An 18,921-nucleotide genomic window follows, 5' to 3' on the forward strand; every position below is an offset into this window, starting at 1 on the left:
TGGCCGTTCACTGCGAGGGGACGATCCCCCGAGCCTTGCCATGGAACTGCGACCGGCCGGTGACAGGCCAGGGCCTGCCCGTGTCACGTCACGCATCCACGTGCTTCATGACGATGGTGGCGTTGGTGCCGCCGAAACCGAAGGAGTTCGACAGGACGCAGCCGAGATTCACGTTGTCGATCCGCTTGCGCACGATCGGCATGTCGGCGAAGGCCGGATCGAGTTCCTCAATATGGGCGCTCTCGCAGATGAAGCCGTTGTTCATCATCAGGAGCGAGTAGATCGCCTCCTGCACGCCCGTCGCGCCCAGCGAATGGCCGGTCAGCGACTTCGTGGCGGCGATCGGCGGGCTCTTGTCGCCGGTGCCGAACACGTTGCGGATCGCCTGAATCTCCGGACCGTCGCCAGCCGGCGTCGAGGTGCCGTGGGGATTGATGTAGTCCACCTTCGCCTTCACGGTCGCCAGCGCCTGGCGCATGCAGCGCTCGCCGCCCTCGCCTGACGGCGCGACCATGTCGTAGCCGTCCGAGGTCGCGCCATAGCCGGCGATCTCGCCGTAGATCTTGGCGCCGCGCGCCTTGGCATGCTCGTATTCTTCCAGCACCAACACGCCGGCGCCGCCGGCGATGACGAAACCGTCGCGGTTCGCGTCATAGGCGCGCGAGGCGGTGGTCGGCCGGTCGTTGAACTTCGACGACATGGCGCCCATCGCGTCGAACAGCACGGACAGCGTCCAGTCCAGTTCCTCGCAGCCGCCGGCGAAGACGATGTCCTGCTTGCCCCACTGGATCAGCTCGTAGGCGTTGCCGATGCAATGGTTGGAGGTCGCGCAGGCAGACGAGATCGAATAGTTGACGCCCTTGATCTTGAACCAGGTCGCAAGCGTCGCCGAAGCGGTCGAGGACATCGCCTTCGGCACGGCAAAGGGGCCGACGCGCTTGGAATTGTTACTCTCCTTGGCCTTCTCGTAGGCGTCGATCAGCGCCCGGGTCGAGGGGCCGCCCGAGCCCATCACGATGCCGGTGCGCTCATTGGAGATGTCGGAGGCTTCAAGGCCCGCATCAAGGATCGCCTGATCCATGGCGACATGGTTCCAGCCGGACCCGCCGCCATGAAAGCGCATGGCGCGACGGTCGAGGATGCTGGCCGGATCAAGCGTCGGCTTGCCGGAAACCTGGCTTCGGAAGCCGTGCTCGGTGAAGGACGGATCGAGCGCGATGCCGCTCTTGGCTTCGCGGAGCGAGGCCAGAACCTCGTTCGTGTTGTTGCCGATGGACGAGACGATGCCCATTCCGGTGACGACGACGCGGCGCATGAGGGCCTCTTTCTGGTGCTTGCCGCGCCGGAGCGCGGCCATCGATGGGCGAATCAGGCGGCGGACCCGAACAGGCCGACGCGCATATCCTTGACCTCATATATGCGCTTGCCGTCAGCCTCCAACCAGCCATCGGCAATTCCGAGCACCAGCTTGGACTTGAACACGCGCTTGATGTCGACGCCGTAGACGACCTTCTTCGTGGTCGGCAGCACCTGCTCGGAGAACTTCACCTCGCCGACGCCCAGCGCCCGGCCGCGGCCCGGAAGGCCGAGCCAGCCGAGGTGGAAGCCGGTGAGCTGCCACAGCGCGTCGAGGCCGAGGCAGCCTGGCATCACCGGATCGCCTTTGAAATGGCAGGGGAAAAACCAGAGGTCCGGCCTGATGTCGAACTCGGCGACGACATGGCCCTTGCCGTTCGCTCCGCCGGTTTCGCCGATCGATGCGATACGGTCGAACATCAGCATCGGCGGCAGGGGCAACTGGGCATTGCCGGCGCCGAACAGCTCGCCCCGGCCGCAGGCCAGGAGCTCTTCATAGGTAAAGCTCGACTGTCGCTCGGTCATCGTGCTGTTGCGTCCGCCCTGTTCGCCGGCTCGGCCGGCATGATCGGCGCTCTCTAACACACGGGTTCCGCCGGGCAAATGGCCTAACCGGACATGGCTGGAGGCGGCGGGCCTCGACCATCGTCCGCGACGACCCTTCGGGGAATGCGGGAAGGCAGCGGTGTTTGCGAACGACTTGCAGGCGGCTCGAACTGTTCTTAGAATGAATGACTGAAACCATTCTTAGAATTGTTAGAATATACAATGACCATTCGCACCCTGATCGACCGGACTCACCATGAGCCGGCCGTACCGGCCGAAGGCAAGTTGTCCGCCCAGGACCGCGTGACATTGCTCCAGAAGACCGGCTGCCCGATCCACGACGTCCGCACCATGCTGCGGGAAGTCGGGCTGCGCCCGACGCGCCAGCGCATGGCGCTCGGCTGGATTCTGTTCGCCAAGGGCGACCGGCACGTGACGGCGGAAATGCTCTATGACGAGGCGACCAAGGCGCGCGTGCCGGTCTCGCTCGCTACCGTCTACAACACGCTGCATCAGTTCACCGAGGCCGGCCTGCTGCGCGAGATCGCGGTGGACGGCTCGAAGGCCTATTTCGACACCAATCTGTCGGACCATCATCATTTCATCGTCGATGGCGAGACGACGGTGTTCGACATTCCCGGCCCGCACGTGGCCGTCGACAGGCTGCCGGCCGCCCCCGAGGGCTACGAAGTCGCCCGCGTCGATGTCGTGGTCCGTCTGCGCCGCCGGGCCGACTGACCGTTCAATCCGCCGCTGCCATCGCGGCGGCTCCCACCGACAATGCGATGATCGCGAAGAGATAGCCGGCCGCCTTGGCGAGCGCCGCGCCGAGGATCGGCGGCTGCACGCTGGCGGTGTGCAGCATGGCCGCGATCAGGACCGCGCTCAGCGTTCCCGCCCCGATCACCGCGCAGAGAATGCCGGCTGTCCGCTCGCTGTGAACCAGCAGCCGGCGCGCGGCGCGGGCGAAGCCGACCGAGCGCCCGTCGAACGATGCGGCCAGCGCCACGGCTCCCGCCAGCAGCACCGTCATCACCATGAGCGTCGCGAGAATCGCCGTTCCGCGCAGGACGAGACCCGGCCAGGCCGCGTTGAGCGGCGGGTCCGTCGCGGCGACCACGAGATCGAGCGCGCCGACCAGGGCGAGCGCCGCGACGAAGACCACCAGCAGCATCAGCGCGCTTTCGCCGGTAACCCGCCCCGCGACCTTCAGGTGATGGCGCACGGGCGGCATGGCCGCATCCGGCCCCACCGCGCGCAACATGGCGACATGAGCGCCCAGCAGCACGGCGAGATGCAGGCAGGCGACCACCGTGACAGCGAGAGGCAGCTTCCAGATCAGCACGATCCGCAGTCGCAGGAAGCCTTCGGTGATGACCCCGGCCGCCACCGCGTAGGGCAGGACGTGCAGCGCCACGCGCCAGCCCGCATCCGCAAGCAGCCGCAGATAGCGGACGGCGAAGGCGGGGCTGGCACGGGCGGGCGCTTCGGTCACATGGCCATCATGAAGCAGCGGGCCGGCGGGCGCGAGCCCGTCAGTTCAGCACCTCGATGAGGAACGGGCCGCGACGCTTGTTGGCGGCGGCGAAAGCGTCGGCAAAGCCTTCCGCCGTATCGACGCGCGTCGCTTCCACGCCCATGCCCGCCGCGAGCTTCACCCAGTCGAGATTGGGATCGCCGAGGGAGAGCATGTCGTGGGCCTTCCGTCCAGGATTCTCGGCGCCGACATTGGCCAGCTCGCCCTTCAGGATCGCATAGGTGCGGTTGGCCCAGATGCAGACGGTCACGTCCAGCCGCTCGCGCGCCATGGTCCAGAGCGCCTGCAGCGAATACATGCCGGACCCGTCGGCCTGGAGCGCGATCACCTTGCGGTCCGGGCAGGCGACGGCCGCGCCGACGGCCAGCGGAAGACCCTCGCCGATGGCGCCGCCGGTCAGCGACAGCCAGTCGTGGGGCGGAGCGCCGTGAGTGTCCCGGAAGAAGTTGCGGCCGGTCGTGACCGATTCGTCGGTGACGATGGCGTTTTCGGGCAGAAGGTGGCCGACGACGGCCGCGATGGCTTCGTGGGACAGGTCGCCGCGGATCAGGTCGGGACGGCCGGGCTTGTTGAGAACGGGCGTCTCCTTCGACGCCCCGAGCCGGTCCGCGAGCCGCGCCAGCGCGTCCTCGGCATCCTCCGAAGGCTCCGCCAGCGTCACCACCTGCGCCTCCGGCGGATAGAGCAGCGACGGCTTGTTCGGATAGGCGAAGAAGGCCACCGGCGCCTTGGCGCCGACGAGAATCAGGTGTGTCACGCCCTTGGTGGCCGCAAGCGCGGTATCCACCGGATAGGGAATGCGCTCGATGGCGACCCGCCCCGCACCGCGCTCGACGCGGCCGTTCGATCCCTCGGCGCGGAACTTGGCGCCGGTCTTGGCCGCGATCTTCGAGGCATGCTCCATCGGCTTCGCACGCACCGCCCAGGTGCCGAGAACGATGAGCGCCGTGCCGCCGCCGGCCTCGATGGCCCTGGCCGCGGCCTCGACGGCATCCTCGGCGACCTTGGCCGGGGCGGAGGGCGCGGCGACCTTGGCCGGTCCGGCACCCTCGGTCCAAGCAGTATCGGCGGGCAGGATCAGCGTTGCGATCTGGCCGGGCGCCTGCATGGCGACGGAAACCGCCTCGGCGCCGTCGGCGGCGACGTCCTTCGCCGAGATCGAGGTCTTGACCCAGTGCGACATGGTGCCGGCGATGCCCTCGATATCCGAGGTCAGCGGCGCGTCGAACTGGCGATGATAGGTCGCATGTTCACCGACGATGTTCACCACACCCGAGCGCGCACGCTTCAGGTTGTGCAGGTTGGCGAGCGAATTGGCGAGGCCGGGGCCGAGATGGAGCAGGGTCGAGGCCGGCTTGTTGACCATGCGCCAGTAGCCGTCCGCCGCGCCGGTCGTGACCGTCTCGTGCAGGCAGAGCACGCAGCGCATGCCGTCGACGCGGTCGAGCGCCGCGACGAAGTGCATCTCGGACGTGCCGGGATTGGTGAAGCTGACGGTGACATCGCCGGCAACGAGGGTGCGCACGAGGCTCTCGGCCCCGTTCATGGACTTGGTCATGTCGTGGAGATCACTTCATCGGGGAGAAGGCAGTGGGAACCAGGATGCGGTTCTCCATGCGGATCAGGTTCGGCGTCGCGGCGTCCAGATAGTCGCCCCAGCCAGCGGCCTGGGCGAGCTTGGCGCGGCGCTGCTCGCGGTCGGCCATGCTGTCGTATTTCCACAGATGGACCACCTGGTTCAGCGTGCCGGTTTCGGTCACGAAGAAGCCGATGGGGTCACCCAGGATCGCCCACTGGATCGGCTTGGCGAGCCGCTCGTAGACCTCCAGGAAGGCCTTCACCTTGCCGGGGTGGCACGTATAGGTGCGCTCGTCGATGATCATGGTTCGTCCTTCAGGGGGTAGGTGTCAGGAGCCGCGCAGGCCGATGCGCTGGCCGCCGTCGACGGTGATGGTGGTGCCGGTCATGAACGCGCCAGCCTCCGACAGCAGTAGCAGCAGCGCGCCGTCGAGCTCGTGTTCGCGGCCGAACCGGCCGACGGGAATGTCCCGTGTCATCTCCGCGCCCTTGCCCGATGTTAGGTAGTCGCGGTTGATGTCGGTAACGACATAGCCGGGCGCGATGGCGTTGACCCGGATGCCCTTGAACGCCCATTCGAGCGCCAGCGCCTGCGTCAGCTGGATGACCGCCGCCTTGGAGGTGGCGTAGGAGGCGTTGCCCTTGCCGACGCCGTAGCCGAGGATCGAGGCGATATTGACGATCGAGCCGTGCTTGCCGGCCTTCAGCAGCCGCTGGGCGGCCTCGCGGGCGGTGTAGAAGACGCCGTCGAGATTGGTCGCCATGGTCCGGCGCCAGGCGTCGTCGGAAATCTCGGCGGCGCGCCCGGCCTCGGCGATGCCGGCATTGGCGACCACCGCGTCCACGGTGCCGAAAGCCTTCTCGGCGGCATCGAAGGCGGCACTGATCGAAGCGGTGTCGGTGACGTCGCCGGACACGGCGATGGCCTTGCCGCCCGCCTTGCGAATGGCGTCCGCGACGTTCTCGACCTTCTCGGCGCGACGCGCGACCGCGACGACTTCGGCGCCATGCTCGGCCAGCGCCATGCAGAACCGCGCGCCGAGGCCCGTTCCGGCGCCGGTCACCAGCGCAACGCGGCCGGTCATGTCCAGAAGGTCTCTCGGCGCCACTGATCTCTCCTTGTTCGGGTGGCGCACACTGGCAAAGGTGCACACCGCCCGGCAAGACGGCCCTGCGCCGGACAGCGATGCAGCTCGATGCGGTACCGTCCACCCCTGCCCCTTGACGAGGCCGGCGGGAAGGCCGCATGTCCCATGCCGTGCCGCCGATCCGGCACGCGTGACCGGTTTCCAGAGGCCTTATGAACCTGCCTGCCTTCGCCCGCCGCGATGCCCTGAAGCTGATCGCCGCAGCAGGCATTGCCTGGCCGGCCGCCGGCCGCGCCCAGACGCAGAACAGCCAGCCGCCCGCGCCGCAGGCCGGCACGCCCCAGCCGCAGGCCCGGTTCGGCTATGAGGAGGTCGAGCGCCGCGCCCGCGATCTCGCCGCCCTGCCCTACGAGGCGCCGCGCAACGAATTGCCGCAGCCCCTGCAGAGCCTGTCCTTCGACCAGTATCGCGATCTGCGCTTCCGCACCGACCGGTCCTTCATCGCTCAGGCCGGCGGTCCGTTCCGCATGCAGATGTTCCATCTCGGCTTCATCTACCGCACGCCGGTCGTGGTGAACGTCATCCGCGACGGCATCGCGACGCCGATCCCCTATGCCGCCTCGCTGTTCGACTACGGCCGCAACCGGTTCGAGCGGCCGCTGCCGGTCGATCTCGGCTTCGCCGGCTTCCGCATCCACCACCCGCTCAACGATCCGCGCGTCCACGACGAGCTGATCTCGTTCCTCGGTGCGAGCTACTTCCGTTTCCTCGGGCGCGGCCAGAAATATGGCCTCTCGGCCCGCGGCATCGCCGTCAACACGGCCGGCCCCGGACAGGAGGAATTCCCGTACTTTCGCGAATTCTGGGTCGATACCCCGGCCGCCGATTCACAATCCTGCGTGATCTACGCCCTGCTCGACGGCGAGAGCCTCACGGGCGCGTTCCGCTTCACGGTCTTCCCGGCGCAGGAAACCGTGCTGGACGTGCGCTGCACGCTGTTTCCCCGCCGCGCCATCCCCAAGCTCGGCGTCGCGCCCCTCACCTCGATGTTCTTCTATGCGGAGAACGACCGGCGCAGCTTCGACGACTACCGGCCGGAACTGCACGATTCCGATGGCCTGCTGATCCATTCCGATACCGGTGAGTGGATCTGGCGACCGCTGCGCAACCCGCGCAGCGTCGAGGTTTCGCAATTCGCCGACCGGCAGGTGCGCGGCTTCGGCCTGATGCAGCGCGACCGCATCTTCGAGCACTATCAGGACCTCGACCTCGCCTATGAGCAGCGGCCGAGCTACTGGGTCGAGCCGCGCGAGGGCTTTACCGAAGGCCGGGTCGAGCTGGTCGAGATCCCGACCACCGACGAGACCAACGACAATATCGTCGCCTACTGGGTGCCGAACCGCGCTGTCGAGCAGGGCCAGACGCTGACCTTCGCCTATCGCATCGTCTCGACGATCAACGAGGCGCGGCTGCATCCCGGCGGCTATGCCAGCAACACCTACCGCACGCGGCCCGTGGCGCTCGGTTCGGGCGAGCCCGTCGCACCCAATTCCACGCGCTTCATCATCGATTTCGTCGGCGGCGACCTCGAATACCACCTGCCGCACCCGGATTCGGTGCAGATCGTGCCTTCGGCGACGCAGGCGCGGATCATCCGCACCTTCCTCGTACCCAACGCCCAGACGCGCGGCTTCCGCGCCGGCATCGACGTGGTGGGAGAGGCGGGCCAGACCGCCAACCTCCGGGCCTTCCTGCGCACCGGCAACCGCGCGCTGACCGAGACCTGGACTTTCCCCTGGAAGGTCGACTGACGCCACGGCGCTGGTGAAGCCGGAGCGACGCAGCCGCTTGCGGCCAGCGGCACTCGTCGCTCACGCCATGGCAATCCCTCTGTTCCTGCGCTATTGCCCGCGCGCAAGCCAGCGGCGGCGAAGCTCGCCCGCCGCGACCGCGAGCACGATCAGCGCGAGATAGCCGCGCGTCATCCAGGTCTGCCAGACGAGCAGATGATCGCGCTGCTCGGCCGAGACACCAGTCCCCTGCCGGGCTGCGAGATCGGTCGAGACTTCGGCAGCCATGCGGACAAAGCCGAGCGCTGCAAGTCCCGGCACGAGGATCAGGACCGCGAGAAAGCCAGGCCAGGCGCGCTCAAGCGGTCGATAGCGCCGCAGCGTGATCCACAGGCCAAGGCAGCCGTGGATCCAGCCGGGCGCGAGGAGGGCGAGCTGCCAGCCCTCGGCGCCGGAGGTCACGAGGCCGGACACCGTGCCGCCATAGCTCGGCACCACATCGTAGAGCGTCGCCTTGAGACGCGTGCTGACGACGTAGCCGATCAGCAGCAACGGCAGCGAGAAGCCCGACCCCAGCCGAATGATCTCGATGGCCGGCAACTTCCAGTTTCGGCGCAGGAAGACGGTGCGCAGGGCCAGCGCGAAATGCACGCCCGTCGCTCCATTGAGCAGCGCGCTTCCCGGTCGGCTGTGCCACAGGGCTATGGACCAGCCCAGCACCTGCTCGGCGCGCTCCAGCGAGACCGCGCCGAGGGCGTGATTGAGAAGGTGAAAGGAAATATAGGCGAACAGAACGAGCCCGGAGCCGAGGCGCAGGCGTCGAACCGTCGTCTCACTCACGCCGTCAGCGCCTCGAAGCCGGCCTTGATCTTGTCGACCGGCAGTTCGCGGCCGATGAAGACGAGCCGGCTCTCGCGCTTCTCATCGTCCTTCCAGGCGCGCTGATGATCGCCGTCGAGGATCATGTGCACGCCCTGGAACACGAAGCGGTCCGGATCGTCCCGGAACGCGACGATGCCCTTGCAGCGCAGGATCTTCGGCCCTTCGACCTGCGTCAGGTCCTGAATCCAGGGAAAGAACCGGTCGGGATCGAGCGCCTTGTCGGTGCGCAGCGAGAGCGATTGCATGTGCTCGTCGTGATAGTGCTTCAGGCCGCCATGGCTCGGATGGTCGCAGTCCGGGCCGCAGGAATGATCATGATGGTCGTGGTCATGGTCATGCCCGTGGTGATGGTCGTGATCGTGGCCATGGTCATGACCGTGATGGTGATCGTGCCCGTGATCATGGCCGTGATGATGGTGGTGCCCGTCGTCCTTCTGCAGGAAGGCCGGCTCGATCTCCAGGATGCGCTCCAGGTCGAAGGCGCCGCGCCCGAGCACGTCCTCCAGCGCCACCGCGCATTTCTGCGTCCGGTGCAGCACCGCATAGGGATTGATGGCGCGGATGCGCGCCTCGACCTCGCGCAGCTGCGCAGGCGTCACGAGATCGGTCTTGTTCAGGAGGATCACGTCGGCGAAGGCGATCTGGTTCTTCGCCTCCGGCGCGTCCTTCAGCCGGTCGAGCAGCCACTTGGCGTCGGCGACCGTGACGACGGCGTCGAGCGCGGTCTTGGCGCCAACCTCCTCGTCGACGAAGAAGGTCTGGGCGACGGGGGCCGGGTCGGCGAGGCCGGTCGTCTCGACGATGATCGCGTCGAACTTGCCCTTACGGCGCATCAGCCCCTCGATGATGCGGATGAGGTCGCCGCGCACGGTGCAGCAGATGCAGCCGTTGTTCATCTCGAACACTTCCTCGTCCGCGCCGACGACGAGATCGTTGTCGATGCCGATCTCGCCGAACTCGTTGACGATCACGGCGAACTTCTTGCCGTGGTTCTCGGTCAGGATGCGGTTGAGCAGCGTCGTCTTGCCCGCGCCGAGATAGCCGGTCAGCACGGTGACGGGGATCTTGCTCAGGGCGGCTGCGGTCGGGGCGGCGTCGGTCATGTCGGTCGTCCGGATGGAATGGTTCGGAGCATCATATAGGAAGCGGAGCGGCTGGCGGAATGGCCGCTCACGCCGCCCTGATCGCCTCGACGATCTGGCGTGTATTGTGCCGGATGAGGTCGATATAGGTCGCGGCCGGGCCGCCGGCCTCCGACAGGGCGTCGGAATAGAGCCGCCCGCCGATCTTCGCGCCCGTTTCCGCGGCGATCCGCTGGATCGAACGCGGGTCGGCGATGTTCTCCATGAACACGGCGGCGACCTTCCGCTCGCGCACCTGCCGGATGATCGCCGCGACCTCGCGCGCGGAGGGCTCGGATTCCGAGGACACACCGCGCAGCGCGACGAACTCGACCCCATAGGCTCCGGAATAGTAGCGGAAGGCATCGTGGGTGGTGAGGATGCGGCGCTGCGCGGCGGGAATCGCCGACATCGCGGCCTTCACCTCCGCATCGAGCGCATCGAGCTTCGCCACATAGGCCACCGCTGCGGCGGCGAATGCCTCGCGGCGCGCCGGATCGGCCTCGCCCAGCGCAGCGGCGATGTTCCGTGCATAGGTCTTCACATTGGCAACGTTCTGCCAGGCGTGAGGGTCGTTCGCGCCGTGCGAATGACCGTGCGAGTGTCCGTGCGAATGGCCGCTCTCGGCCTTCAGCGGCGTGACGCCCTCGCTGGCCGTGACAACCTTCGCACGCGTGCCGGAGGAACGGATCAGCCTCTGGATCCAGCCCTCGAAACCGAGACCGTTGACGACGACGAGCCGCGCCTGTGCCAGTTGCCGGGCATCAGCGGGGGTCGGCGCGTAGGAATGGGCGTCGCCATCCGCCCCGACCAGCGCGGACACCGCGACATGGTCGCCGCCGATCGCCTTCACGACGTCGGCGAGGATGGAGAAGGTCGCGACCACCGCGACCGGCCCCTGCTGCGCATGACCGGCGCGGGCGAGGAACGGGACGGCCATCAGGCCGGAAACGGCGGAACGGCGCGATAACATGCGGCAAAACCCCTTGTGGAGGCCCTCTGATGACGGGTCGGCCTAGGCCTCGCGGTGCCGCGCCGGCCAGTAGGTGGGCAGAAGCCCTCCCCGCGGACCGAAGACCAGCGACACCAGATAGATCACCCCCGCCACGAGGACGATCGAAGGGCCGGACGGTGTCGACATGTTATAAGATAACATTAGACCTGCATAGCCCGAAACGATGCCGATGAGGACGGCGATCGCCGCCAGCGCGGTGACATCGCGCGCCCAGAACCGCGCGGCGATGGCCGGCAGCATCATCAGACCGACCGCCAGCAAGGTGCCGAGCGCATGGAAGCCGGCAACGAGGTTGAGCACGACCAGAGCGAGGAAGACGAGGTGCGCCGGCGCGCCAGCGCGCGAGACCGAACGGAGGAATCCGGGATCGACGCAGTCCAGCACCAGCGGTCGCCAAAGCACGGCGAGCGCGACCAGCGTCACCGTGGCGATGCCGGCGAGCAGCAGCAGGGTCGGGTCGTCGAGAGCGAGCACGGAGCCGAACAGCACGCGGAACAGGTCGACATTCGAGCCCCGCGTGGAGATGACGATCACGCCGAGCGCCAGCGAGATCAGGTAGAAGGCGGCCAGCGAGGCATCCTCCTTGAGCGCGGTGAAACGGGCGACCAGCCCGGCCGTGAGCGCCACCGCGAAGCCGGCGGCGATGCCGCCGAGGGTCATCGGCACCAGCGCCAGCCCGAACAGAAGATAGCCGACCGCCGCCCCCGGCAGGATGGCATGCGCCATGGCGTCGCCCATCAGCGACATGCGCCGCAACATGAGGAAGACGCCGACCGGCGCGCCGCCGAGCGACAGCGCCACCGCGCCGACCAGCGCGCGGCGCATGAACTCGAACTCGACGAAGGGGCCGATGAGAAGATCGTACATGGTTCGCCGCTCAGGCCGCCGCGGCGCAGATGTCGGCGTGATCGTCGAAGGCTTCCGTCATCCGCCGGGCCGCAAGCAGGTTCTCCGGGGTCAGAACCTCGTCGGTCGGCCCCCAGGCGATGGAGCGACGCGCCAGCAGCAGCGATTGCGGGAAGGCCTGACGGACCGTCTCCATGTCGTGCAATACCGCGACCACGGTCCGCTTCTCGGCGTTCCAGCGGCGGACGAGATCTAGGAGGTCGGCGCAGGTCTTGGCATCGATGGCAGTGAACGGCTCGTCGAGGAGGATCAGCCGCGCGTCCTGCACGAGCAGGCGGGCGAACAGCATCCGCTGGAGCTGGCCGCCCGACAGCGTGCCGATGGGCCGCCGCTCGAAGCCGGTGAGCCCGACCGCCGCCAGCGCATGATCGACGGCCGCGCGGTCGCCCTTCGACAGGCCGCCGAACAGCCCGGTGCGTTTCCACAGGCCCATGGCGACGAGCTCCATCACCGTGATCGGGAAGGACCGGTCGATCTCGGCGGCCTGCGGCAGGTAGGCGACCGCGTGCCGGTCGGCGCGCGCGATCTCGATGGCGCCGCTCAAGGGGCTGATCGCGCCGGCGAGACCCTTCAGAAGGGTCGATTTGCCCGCGCCGTTCGGCCCGACGACGGCCAGCATGGCGCCCTCCTCGATCGTGCCGTCGAGGTGATGCACGGCCGGGTGGCGGTCGTAGCCGAGGGTCAGGTTTCGGATGCGGACAGAGGACATGGGCGGCTCAGGCAATGGCCCAGGCAACGAGGCCCCAGAGCAGCACCGCGAGCCCGGCTGCGACGCCGAGGCGCGCCGGCGCGGACATCAGCATGGCCGAGGCCATGCGCGCGGGTGCGGGCCGGTCGTGGCCATGCGGGTGACCGTGATCGTGCAGGTGACCGTGATCATGCGGGTGACCGTGATCGTGCAGGTGACCGCGATGGTCCTGACCGGAGGCATGGGTGTGGGCGGACACGGATCGGCAATCCCGGGAAGCGAGCTGGCGACGTTATAATATCACGCGCGTTTCGTCCATCGCGGATCATCCGGCCGTGACGCGCGCCGCGATGGCGGTTAATCTCGCGTCCATGGAATGCCGCGCAGGACCGACCCAACCATGACGCCCGACATACTCGGCGGCGACTGGGTTGCGCACGCCATTCCGCTTCGTCCCGACGAAGAGGGCGAGGTTGTCGCCACTCTCGTCCATCGGGCGGGTGCTCCACGGGCGCGGCGCGCCGTCCTCTACGTGCACGGCTTCGTCGACTACTTCTTTCAGACGCACCTGGCCGCGCACTGGGAAGGGCTCGGCTTCGACTTCTACGCGCTGGACCTGCGCAAATATGGCCGCTCGCTGCGGCCGCGCCAGACGCCGAATTTCTGCACGGACCTTGCCGTTTATGACGAGGAACTGGACGCGGCCGCTCAGATCATCCGCGCGGGGCATGGTCACGACGTGCTGGTGCTGATGGGCCATTCCACCGGCGGACTGATCACCAGCCTGTGGGCCAGCCGCCAGCGCGGCAAAGGCACCGTTCAGGCGCTGGTGCTGAACAGCCCCTGGTTCGACCTCGCGGGCAACTGGTTCCTGCGCGGCCCCATGACGGCCGCCATCGACCGTGTTGGCGTCCTGGCGCCGAAGCTCGCCATCAACGGCCTCGACAAGCACTATGGCCGCAGTCTGCACCGTTCGACCGGCGGCGAATGGGACTACAGCCTCGACTGGAAGCCCATCGACGGCTTTCCGGTCGTGCTTGGCTGGCTGCGGGCGATCCGGCGGGGACACGCCGAACTCGCACGCGGTCTTGCCATGGACTGCCCGGCGCTGGTCTGCTGTTCGGCGCTCAGCGGACCGAACCACCGCGCCCACGAGGCGATCCTGCGAACCGACAGCGTGCTGGATGTCGGGCAGATCGCCGGGCGGGCTCATCTGCTTGGGGCGGATGTCACCATCCGGCGCATCGCCGACGGTATCCACGATCTGGCGCTGTCGCCGGAACCCGCCCGCGGCAGGTTCTTCGCGGCGGTTGCCGAATGGGTGCAGGCAAGGTTGCCGGCTGCCGCGAACGGCGCGGCCTAGGACGCCGGCAGCACCGCCTCGCAGATCGCTGCGATGTGCCGCTCGTCGGTGCCGCAGCAACCGCCGAGCACATGCACGTTCGGCATCAGTCGCGCGAGCTCGGAATAACGACGGCCAAGGTCTGCGGGATCGCCGGCGTCCAGTTCGGTGGCCTCGTCGAGTTCTGCATGGCTCCGCGTCGAGGCATTGGCCCGGATACCGCCGATGCGCTGGAACCACGCGGCCTTCGGGTCGAGGGCCCGCTCGAAATGGGTCGGGTGGGCGCAGTTGATCAGGTAATAGGCCGGATAGGCACCGGTCGCCTGATCGACAGCGTCGATCGCGGCGCCCAGCGTCGTGCCGTCGGGCAGCCGGCCGTCGGTTTCCACCGTGAAGGCAATGGCGGCCGGCATGCGCGCCGAATGGGCCGCCCGCGTGATGCCGAGCGCCTCGTTCACCGTGTTGAGGGTATAGGCCGTGACCATGTCGGCCTGCGTCCCGGCGAAATCGGCGATCTGGGCGCGGTGGTAGTCCTCAGCCTCGCCGGCTTCCATCCGGCCGGCCTTGTAACCGTCGCCGCGCGGCCCGATCGCGCCGCTGATCACGCAAGGGGTGTCCGCCGTCTCGTATTCCTCGCGCAATTCCAGCGCGAGCCCGACACTGTCCTCATTGATCCGCTTGAGCCCCGCGCGGTCATAGCCGAGCTTGTCGCCCCAATCCGGATTGGCCCGCCAGGTCGGCGTATCGAGCACGAAGCCAGCCCCGCGCGCCTGCGCGATCTTGAGATGGCGGCGGAAATAGGCCTTCAGCCGGCGCCGTCCCTCCTCGCTCGCAACCAGAACGAAGGCGGCGAAATGCGGCAGATCCACTCCGTCCCGGAAGATCAGGGTCGTTTCCAGCCCGCCATCGGCAACGAGCGTCTTGCCATGAAGCTGCGGCATGTGAATGCGGTACTTCGCCATGGCGGCCTCCGCGCTGCACGCGCCGTTCCCAGATCCGGCAGCCCGCCTTCATACCATGTCGCGGCCGGGATTTCAGGCCGCGCCCGCCTTCGCCCGCCAACGCAAGAAAGCGCCGGACCCATCGGGTGCCGGCGCTTTCTTGAAGCAGTCGGTCAGACTTACTGACGATATTGCTGGATGCGCGTGGTGCGCAGGCCGGCGAGGCCGTGACGGTCGATGGAAGCCTGCCAGTTGAGGAATTCTTCGACGGTGAGCGTGTAGCGCTTGCAGGCTTCTTCGAGGCTCAGCAGCCCGCCGCGTACGGCTGCCACGACCTCGGCTTTGCGCCGGATCACCCAACGATGGGTATCGGGCGGGGGGAGATCAGCGATCGTCAGCGGACTGCCGTCCGGCCCGATCACATATTTCACCCTGGGACGCATGGGCTCGGTCATTCTCACTCTCACACAACGCACGCGACTGACCACGTCTGAAGCGAAGAGTACCGGCAGGGTGTTAAATTTGGCCTAAATGGGAATCGACAAAGAAACTCAACGTTTTCGTTGATCGATTCCGCACGGGACATGCGGAAAACCCACGTTTCGGGAGTGGATGGAATACCGTCCACGATCCGCTCCGCCGGTCAGAGTGCGATGCCGGTAAGCCGTGCGATGGGGATGTTGAGGGTACCGACCGTGACGCGCGGCGTGCCGGTCGACATATCGACGGCGGAGACGGTTCCCGTGTGGTTGACCGCCACCTGCGCGGCTGTGCTGCCGGTGCCCCGATAGAGTTCGAGCGTATAGGGCTGGGTGCCGAGCGGCTTGCCGTCGCTGCGCTTGCCGTCCCAAGTGTATTCCTGCGCCTGGTTGGCCGTCAGCGAGGCCGTCGTCTCCTTGACGAGATTGCCCTCGGAATCGCGAATGCGAACCGTGTACTGGCCGCTTGCCGTCGGCGTGAAGGTCCAGGTCGCGCCCGTGCCGGCCGGCGAAACCGTGCTGGCGTCATAGGTGACCTTCTTGCCGAGATAGCCGAGCGAGGCCGTGGTCTGGTTGCCGGCGAACGCCGCGGCCATGGCATCGAGCTTGGAGTTCGTGGCGATCTGCTGTTCGACCTGCGAATACTGCACCAGCTGCTGGGTGAACTGGTTGGCATCCATCGGCTGGGTCGGATCCTGGTTCTTCAGCTGCGTCGTCAGCAGCTGCAGGAACGTGTCGAAATTGTTCGACAGCCGCGCCTGCGCAGTCGAAGTCGTCGCGGTGGCGGGATTGCGCGAAACAGCGGAGGTCGTGGCCATGGCTTCCCCCTAGATCCGGATGTCGATGCCGCCGCGCGCCGCGGCAAGGCGTGAATAGGTTGCGGCATTCGCCGCAAGGGTCGCGGTCGCATCGGGGTCCTCGACAGCCGCCTGCCAGGTGCGGGCCGGTCGGTCGCCCTGGCCCTGACGGTCGTTGCCGCCCTGGTCCTTCAGCGAGAATTCGATGCTGCCTTCGGTCGTCTCCAGGCCGGCCTGGGCCAGCGTGCGTTCGAGATTGCGTTGGTCGCGCTGCAAGAGGTCCAGCGTCTCCTGCTTCTCGACCACCATGCGCGACTTCACCCGCCCCTCGCGATCGAGGGTCATCTGCACCTCGATGCGGCCGAGCTCCGGCGGATCGAGCTTGATGTCGAAACGGGTCGAGCCGGTCGAGGCGCGCGCCGCGATGGTGACGGCCAGCGCATGGACCGGGACGACCGAGCCGGCGGCCTGCGTCTGCGCCGCCACCTTCTGCGCCACCTCATGGGCGAAGGAGAACGGGCTTGCCGAGGCCGGCGCCTGGGCCGGCGGCGGCGCTGTCTCCGCCGCTGGAGCTGCAGCCTGCTGCTGCGGAGCCGGCGCCTCGGGGCGCGCCTCCGCACGAACGTCGGCCCGCATCTCCGGGCGCGCCTCGGCCTTCGCCGCGGCCTTCACCTCGGGCTGTGGTTCAGGCGCGGCGGCGACGGCTTCCGGTGCGGGCGCGGTCGGCGGAGTGGCCGCCGGCGCGGTCGCCGAAGCCGAAGGCTTGGCGGTGGCCGGCTGGGCGACAGTGGCCTGCTCGGCGGCGGGAGGTGCTGCCTGCGCGTCCATCGGCTGAGCCGCCACGGGCGCCGGAGCGGCGGCAGCCGCAACGGGCTGAGGGATCTCGGCCTCGGTCGGCGCCACCGGCGTTGCCTCGGCGGTTGCCACGGCAGGCGCGGCGGTCTGGACCGGCGCCGGCGGGGCCTGTTGCGCCGCCTGCTGCACCGCCGCGGCTTGATCGCCCTCGGCGGGCTTTGTTTCCACGGGCTTTGCCGCATCCGTCGCGACACTGGCGTCCGTGGGCACCACGGGCTTGTCGGAGCCCGCCGTCGCCTCGGCCATCGCATCGTCATCGGCGACCGGCTTGTCGTCGGAGAGACGGCGCGAAACCGCGCTGTCGGTGGTGGCACTGATCGCTTCGGGCTGGGCCGTCGAGCGGCGCTGCTGCCGGCTGCGCGCGATCCGGCTGTCCTGCTCGGCCTCGCCAAGGGTGCGCTGCTGCTCGTCGAGCGCCTCCGCGAAGGCCGATGTCGCGCCGCCCTCCCGCGAGGACCGTGCACGCTGCGCGCTGTCGCCCGTGCGGACGCCCTGCGATGAACCTGTTGCCGTCGTCGACGATGCCGCCACGGTATGCCCCACCCGGCCTGAAAACATGACCGGAATGGCATCAGCAAACCCCGGGCCAGTGCAAAAACGAAGAAAAGACAAGTCATTTCAAAGGAGAGGCTCGCGATCCACGGGACGGTCGCGCGGCAGCCCCTGCCGGCGCGGCACAATTTGCCGGGTCTCATTCAAACGGTTAGACCATGGGGACGACCACGAGGATGGGGTATCGCGACATGCTTCTCGGCTGCATCGCCGACGATTTCACCGGCGCGAGCGACCTCGCCAACACCCTCGCCAAGGGCGGCATGGCGACCATGCAGTTCGTCGGCATTCCCGATGGCGCGGCGCCGCCCGACTGCGAAGCCGGCGTCGTCGCGCTGAAGAGCCGCACCATTCCGCCAGCCGAGGCCGTGGCGCAGTCGCTCGCCGCCTGCGAATGGCTGCTGGCGCAAGGGGCGCGGCAGATCCTGTTCAAATATTGCTCGACCTTCGATTCCACCAAACAGGGCAATATCGGCCCCGTGGCCGAGGCGCTGATCGAGCGGCTCGGCGCCGATGTCGCTGTCGTCTGCCCGGTTTTCCCGGCCACGGGCCGGACGCTGTTCATGGGCCATCTCTTCGTCAACGGCGTGCTGCTCAGCGAGAGCGGCATGCAGAACCATCCGCTCACCCCGATGACCGATCCCGACATCCGTCGCTGGCTTGGCCATCAGACCAGGGGCGAGGTCGGGCTGGTGCCCTTCTCGGTGGTCCGACAGGGTTTCGACGCCATCGGTCTTGCCCTTGCCGATGAGGCGAAAGCCGGCCGCCGGCTGGCCGTGATCGACGCGGTCGCCGACGACGACCTGCTCGCCATCGGCGGCGCGCTCGGCGAGGCGAAGCTGGTCACCGGCGGTTCCGGCATCGCGCTCGGCCTGCCCGAGAACTTCCGCAAGAAGGGCCTGCTGACGGGCCGCGGCACCAGCTTCACGAAAGGGCGCGGCGGCGCGGCCGTCCTGTCCGGCTCCTGCTCGAACCAGTCCCGCGCGCAGGTGAAAGCCTATACGGCGAAGCACCCCGGCCTCGCGGTCATGCCCGACGACGTCGTCAGCGGCGCGATGACGGCGAAGGCCGCCTTCGAGCATGTGATGCAGCGCATCGGCCACGCGCCGATGGTCTATTCCTCCGCCGATCCCGCCGAAGTGAGGGCGGCGCAGGAGCGTCACGGCAAGGCGGAGGTGGCCGAGGCCATCGAGGGCTTCTTCGGGGAGCTCGCGGTGATGCTCGTCGATGCCGGCGTCGCCCGTCTCGTGGTCGGCGGCGGCGAGACGTCCGGCGCCGTGGTGACCGCGCTGGAAGTCAACCGCTTCCATATCGGGCCGGAAATCGATCCGGGCGTGCCGGCGCTCGCGGCGGAAGGCCCCCGGCCGATCCGCCTCGCGCTCAAGAGCGGCAATTTCGGCGCGCTGGATTTCTACGAGAAGGCGCTCGCCGCGCTGGGCACGTCATGA

At 68.0% G+C, this 18,921-nt stretch carries 20 protein-coding genes; 4 read left to right on the plus strand and 16 right to left on the minus strand.

The features are described 5' to 3' along the window. Positions 1–88: 88 nt before the first annotated feature. Both fabB and fabA read right to left on the minus strand, forming a co-directional pair. Complete coding sequence (gene fabB / locus JNK84_RS20680; RefSeq protein ID WP_293427726.1) at positions 89–1,315, minus strand: beta-ketoacyl-ACP synthase I; 1,227 nt, start codon at positions 1,313–1,315, stop codon at positions 89–91. Between the two features lie 53 nt (positions 1,316–1,368). Further along, complete coding sequence (gene fabA, locus JNK84_RS20685; protein WP_293427957.1) at positions 1,369–1,881, minus strand: 3-hydroxyacyl-[acyl-carrier-protein] dehydratase FabA; 513 nt, start codon at positions 1,879–1,881, stop codon at positions 1,369–1,371. Positions 1,882–2,124: 243 nt separating this feature from the next. On the opposite strand from fabA, the gene irr reads away from it, so the two are divergent. Beyond that, a complete protein-coding gene (gene irr, locus JNK84_RS20690; RefSeq protein ID WP_293427729.1) occupies positions 2,125–2,640 on the plus strand; it encodes a Fur family transcriptional regulator Irr in 516 nt (171 codons plus the stop codon). Between the two features lie 4 nt (positions 2,641–2,644). Here irr and JNK84_RS20695 read toward each other — a convergent pair whose 3' ends face one another. From JNK84_RS20695 to JNK84_RS20710, 4 genes are read right to left on the minus strand one after another with little or no spacing between them, the layout of a single operon-like run. Continuing rightward, positions 2,645–3,397 carry a hypothetical protein gene (locus JNK84_RS20695; protein WP_293427732.1) on the minus strand — a complete coding sequence of 251 codons (753 nt, stop codon included), beginning with the start codon at positions 3,395–3,397 and terminating at the stop codon, positions 2,645–2,647. Between the two features lie 40 nt (positions 3,398–3,437). Next, the gene (locus JNK84_RS20700; RefSeq protein ID WP_293427958.1) at positions 3,438–4,985 is read right to left on the minus strand and encodes an acetolactate synthase large subunit; all 1,548 of its coding nucleotides are present in this window, start codon (positions 4,983–4,985) and stop codon (positions 3,438–3,440) included. 22 nt (positions 4,986–5,007) lie between these two features. Then, positions 5,008–5,322: an NIPSNAP family protein gene (locus tag JNK84_RS20705; protein ID WP_293427735.1), complete on the minus strand. Its 315-nt coding sequence runs from the start codon at positions 5,320–5,322 to the stop codon at positions 5,008–5,010. Between the two features lie 24 nt (positions 5,323–5,346). Further along, a complete protein-coding gene (locus JNK84_RS20710) occupies positions 5,347–6,102 on the minus strand; it encodes an SDR family NAD(P)-dependent oxidoreductase (RefSeq protein WP_293427738.1) in 756 nt (251 codons plus the stop codon). A gap of 215 nt (positions 6,103–6,317) precedes the next feature. Between JNK84_RS20710 and JNK84_RS20715 the strand changes: the two genes are divergently transcribed. Next, positions 6,318–7,916 carry a glucan biosynthesis protein gene (locus JNK84_RS20715; RefSeq protein ID WP_293427741.1) on the plus strand — a complete coding sequence of 533 codons (1,599 nt, stop codon included), beginning with the start codon at positions 6,318–6,320 and terminating at the stop codon, positions 7,914–7,916. Positions 7,917–8,006: 90 nt separating this feature from the next. Here JNK84_RS20715 and JNK84_RS20720 read toward each other — a convergent pair whose 3' ends face one another. From JNK84_RS20720 to JNK84_RS20745, 6 genes are all read right to left on the minus strand, one after another. Further along, a complete protein-coding gene (locus JNK84_RS20720; RefSeq protein WP_293427744.1) occupies positions 8,007–8,735 on the minus strand; it encodes a hypothetical protein in 729 nt (242 codons plus the stop codon). After that, complete coding sequence (locus JNK84_RS20725; RefSeq protein ID WP_293427747.1) at positions 8,732–9,880, minus strand: CobW family GTP-binding protein; 1,149 nt, start codon at positions 9,878–9,880, stop codon at positions 8,732–8,734. Before JNK84_RS20725 ends, JNK84_RS20720 begins: the two co-directional genes overlap by 4 nt. Before the next feature lie 67 nt (positions 9,881–9,947). Continuing rightward, positions 9,948–10,871, minus strand: a complete 924-nt coding sequence (locus JNK84_RS20730; RefSeq protein ID WP_293427749.1) for a metal ABC transporter solute-binding protein, Zn/Mn family — start codon at positions 10,869–10,871, stop codon at positions 9,948–9,950. Between the two features lie 42 nt (positions 10,872–10,913). Next, the gene (locus JNK84_RS20735; protein WP_293427751.1) at positions 10,914–11,780 is read right to left on the minus strand and encodes a metal ABC transporter permease; all 867 of its coding nucleotides are present in this window, start codon (positions 11,778–11,780) and stop codon (positions 10,914–10,916) included. A 10-nt stretch (positions 11,781–11,790) separates the two neighbouring features. Continuing rightward, positions 11,791–12,528: a zinc ABC transporter ATP-binding protein AztA gene (gene aztA, locus JNK84_RS20740; RefSeq protein WP_293427753.1), complete on the minus strand. Its 738-nt coding sequence runs from the start codon at positions 12,526–12,528 to the stop codon at positions 11,791–11,793. Positions 12,529–12,535: 7 nt separating this feature from the next. After that, positions 12,536–12,766: a hypothetical protein gene (locus JNK84_RS20745; protein ID WP_293427755.1), complete on the minus strand. Its 231-nt coding sequence runs from the start codon at positions 12,764–12,766 to the stop codon at positions 12,536–12,538. A gap of 141 nt (positions 12,767–12,907) precedes the next feature. On the opposite strand from JNK84_RS20745, the gene JNK84_RS20750 reads away from it, so the two are divergent. Next, positions 12,908–13,870 carry an alpha/beta hydrolase gene (locus tag JNK84_RS20750; protein WP_293427758.1) on the plus strand — a complete coding sequence of 321 codons (963 nt, stop codon included), beginning with the start codon at positions 12,908–12,910 and terminating at the stop codon, positions 13,868–13,870. Here JNK84_RS20750 and JNK84_RS20755 read toward each other — a convergent pair. The 4 genes from JNK84_RS20755 to JNK84_RS20770 form a co-directional block, all read right to left on the minus strand. Next, positions 13,867–14,811 (minus strand): homocysteine S-methyltransferase family protein, encoded by a 945-nt coding sequence (locus JNK84_RS20755; RefSeq protein ID WP_293427761.1) that lies wholly within the window; start codon positions 14,809–14,811, stop codon positions 13,867–13,869. The two genes, JNK84_RS20750 and JNK84_RS20755, sit on opposite strands and share 4 nt — an antisense overlap. A gap of 158 nt (positions 14,812–14,969) precedes the next feature. After that, positions 14,970–15,245 carry a CtrA inhibitor SciP gene (sciP, locus tag JNK84_RS20760; RefSeq protein ID WP_106749419.1) on the minus strand — a complete coding sequence of 92 codons (276 nt, stop codon included), beginning with the start codon at positions 15,243–15,245 and terminating at the stop codon, positions 14,970–14,972. A 188-nt stretch (positions 15,246–15,433) separates the two neighbouring features. Next, on the minus strand, positions 15,434–16,087 hold the full coding sequence (locus JNK84_RS20765) for a flagellar hook assembly protein FlgD (protein ID WP_293427767.1): 654 nt from the start codon (positions 16,085–16,087) through the stop codon (positions 15,434–15,436). A 9-nt stretch (positions 16,088–16,096) separates the two neighbouring features. Then, the gene (locus JNK84_RS20770; protein ID WP_293427770.1) at positions 16,097–17,452 is read right to left on the minus strand and encodes a flagellar hook-length control protein FliK; all 1,356 of its coding nucleotides are present in this window, start codon (positions 17,450–17,452) and stop codon (positions 16,097–16,099) included. A 179-nt stretch (positions 17,453–17,631) separates the two neighbouring features. On the opposite strand from JNK84_RS20770, the gene otnK reads away from it, so the two are divergent. Further along, the gene (otnK, locus tag JNK84_RS20775) at positions 17,632–18,921 is read left to right on the plus strand and encodes a 3-oxo-tetronate kinase (protein ID WP_367272372.1); all 1,290 of its coding nucleotides are present in this window, start codon (positions 17,632–17,634) and stop codon (positions 18,919–18,921) included.

Origin of the sequence: Phreatobacter sp., assembly GCF_016793595.1 — a bacterium.
Taxonomy (GTDB): domain Bacteria; phylum Pseudomonadota; class Alphaproteobacteria; order Rhizobiales; family Phreatobacteraceae; genus Phreatobacter.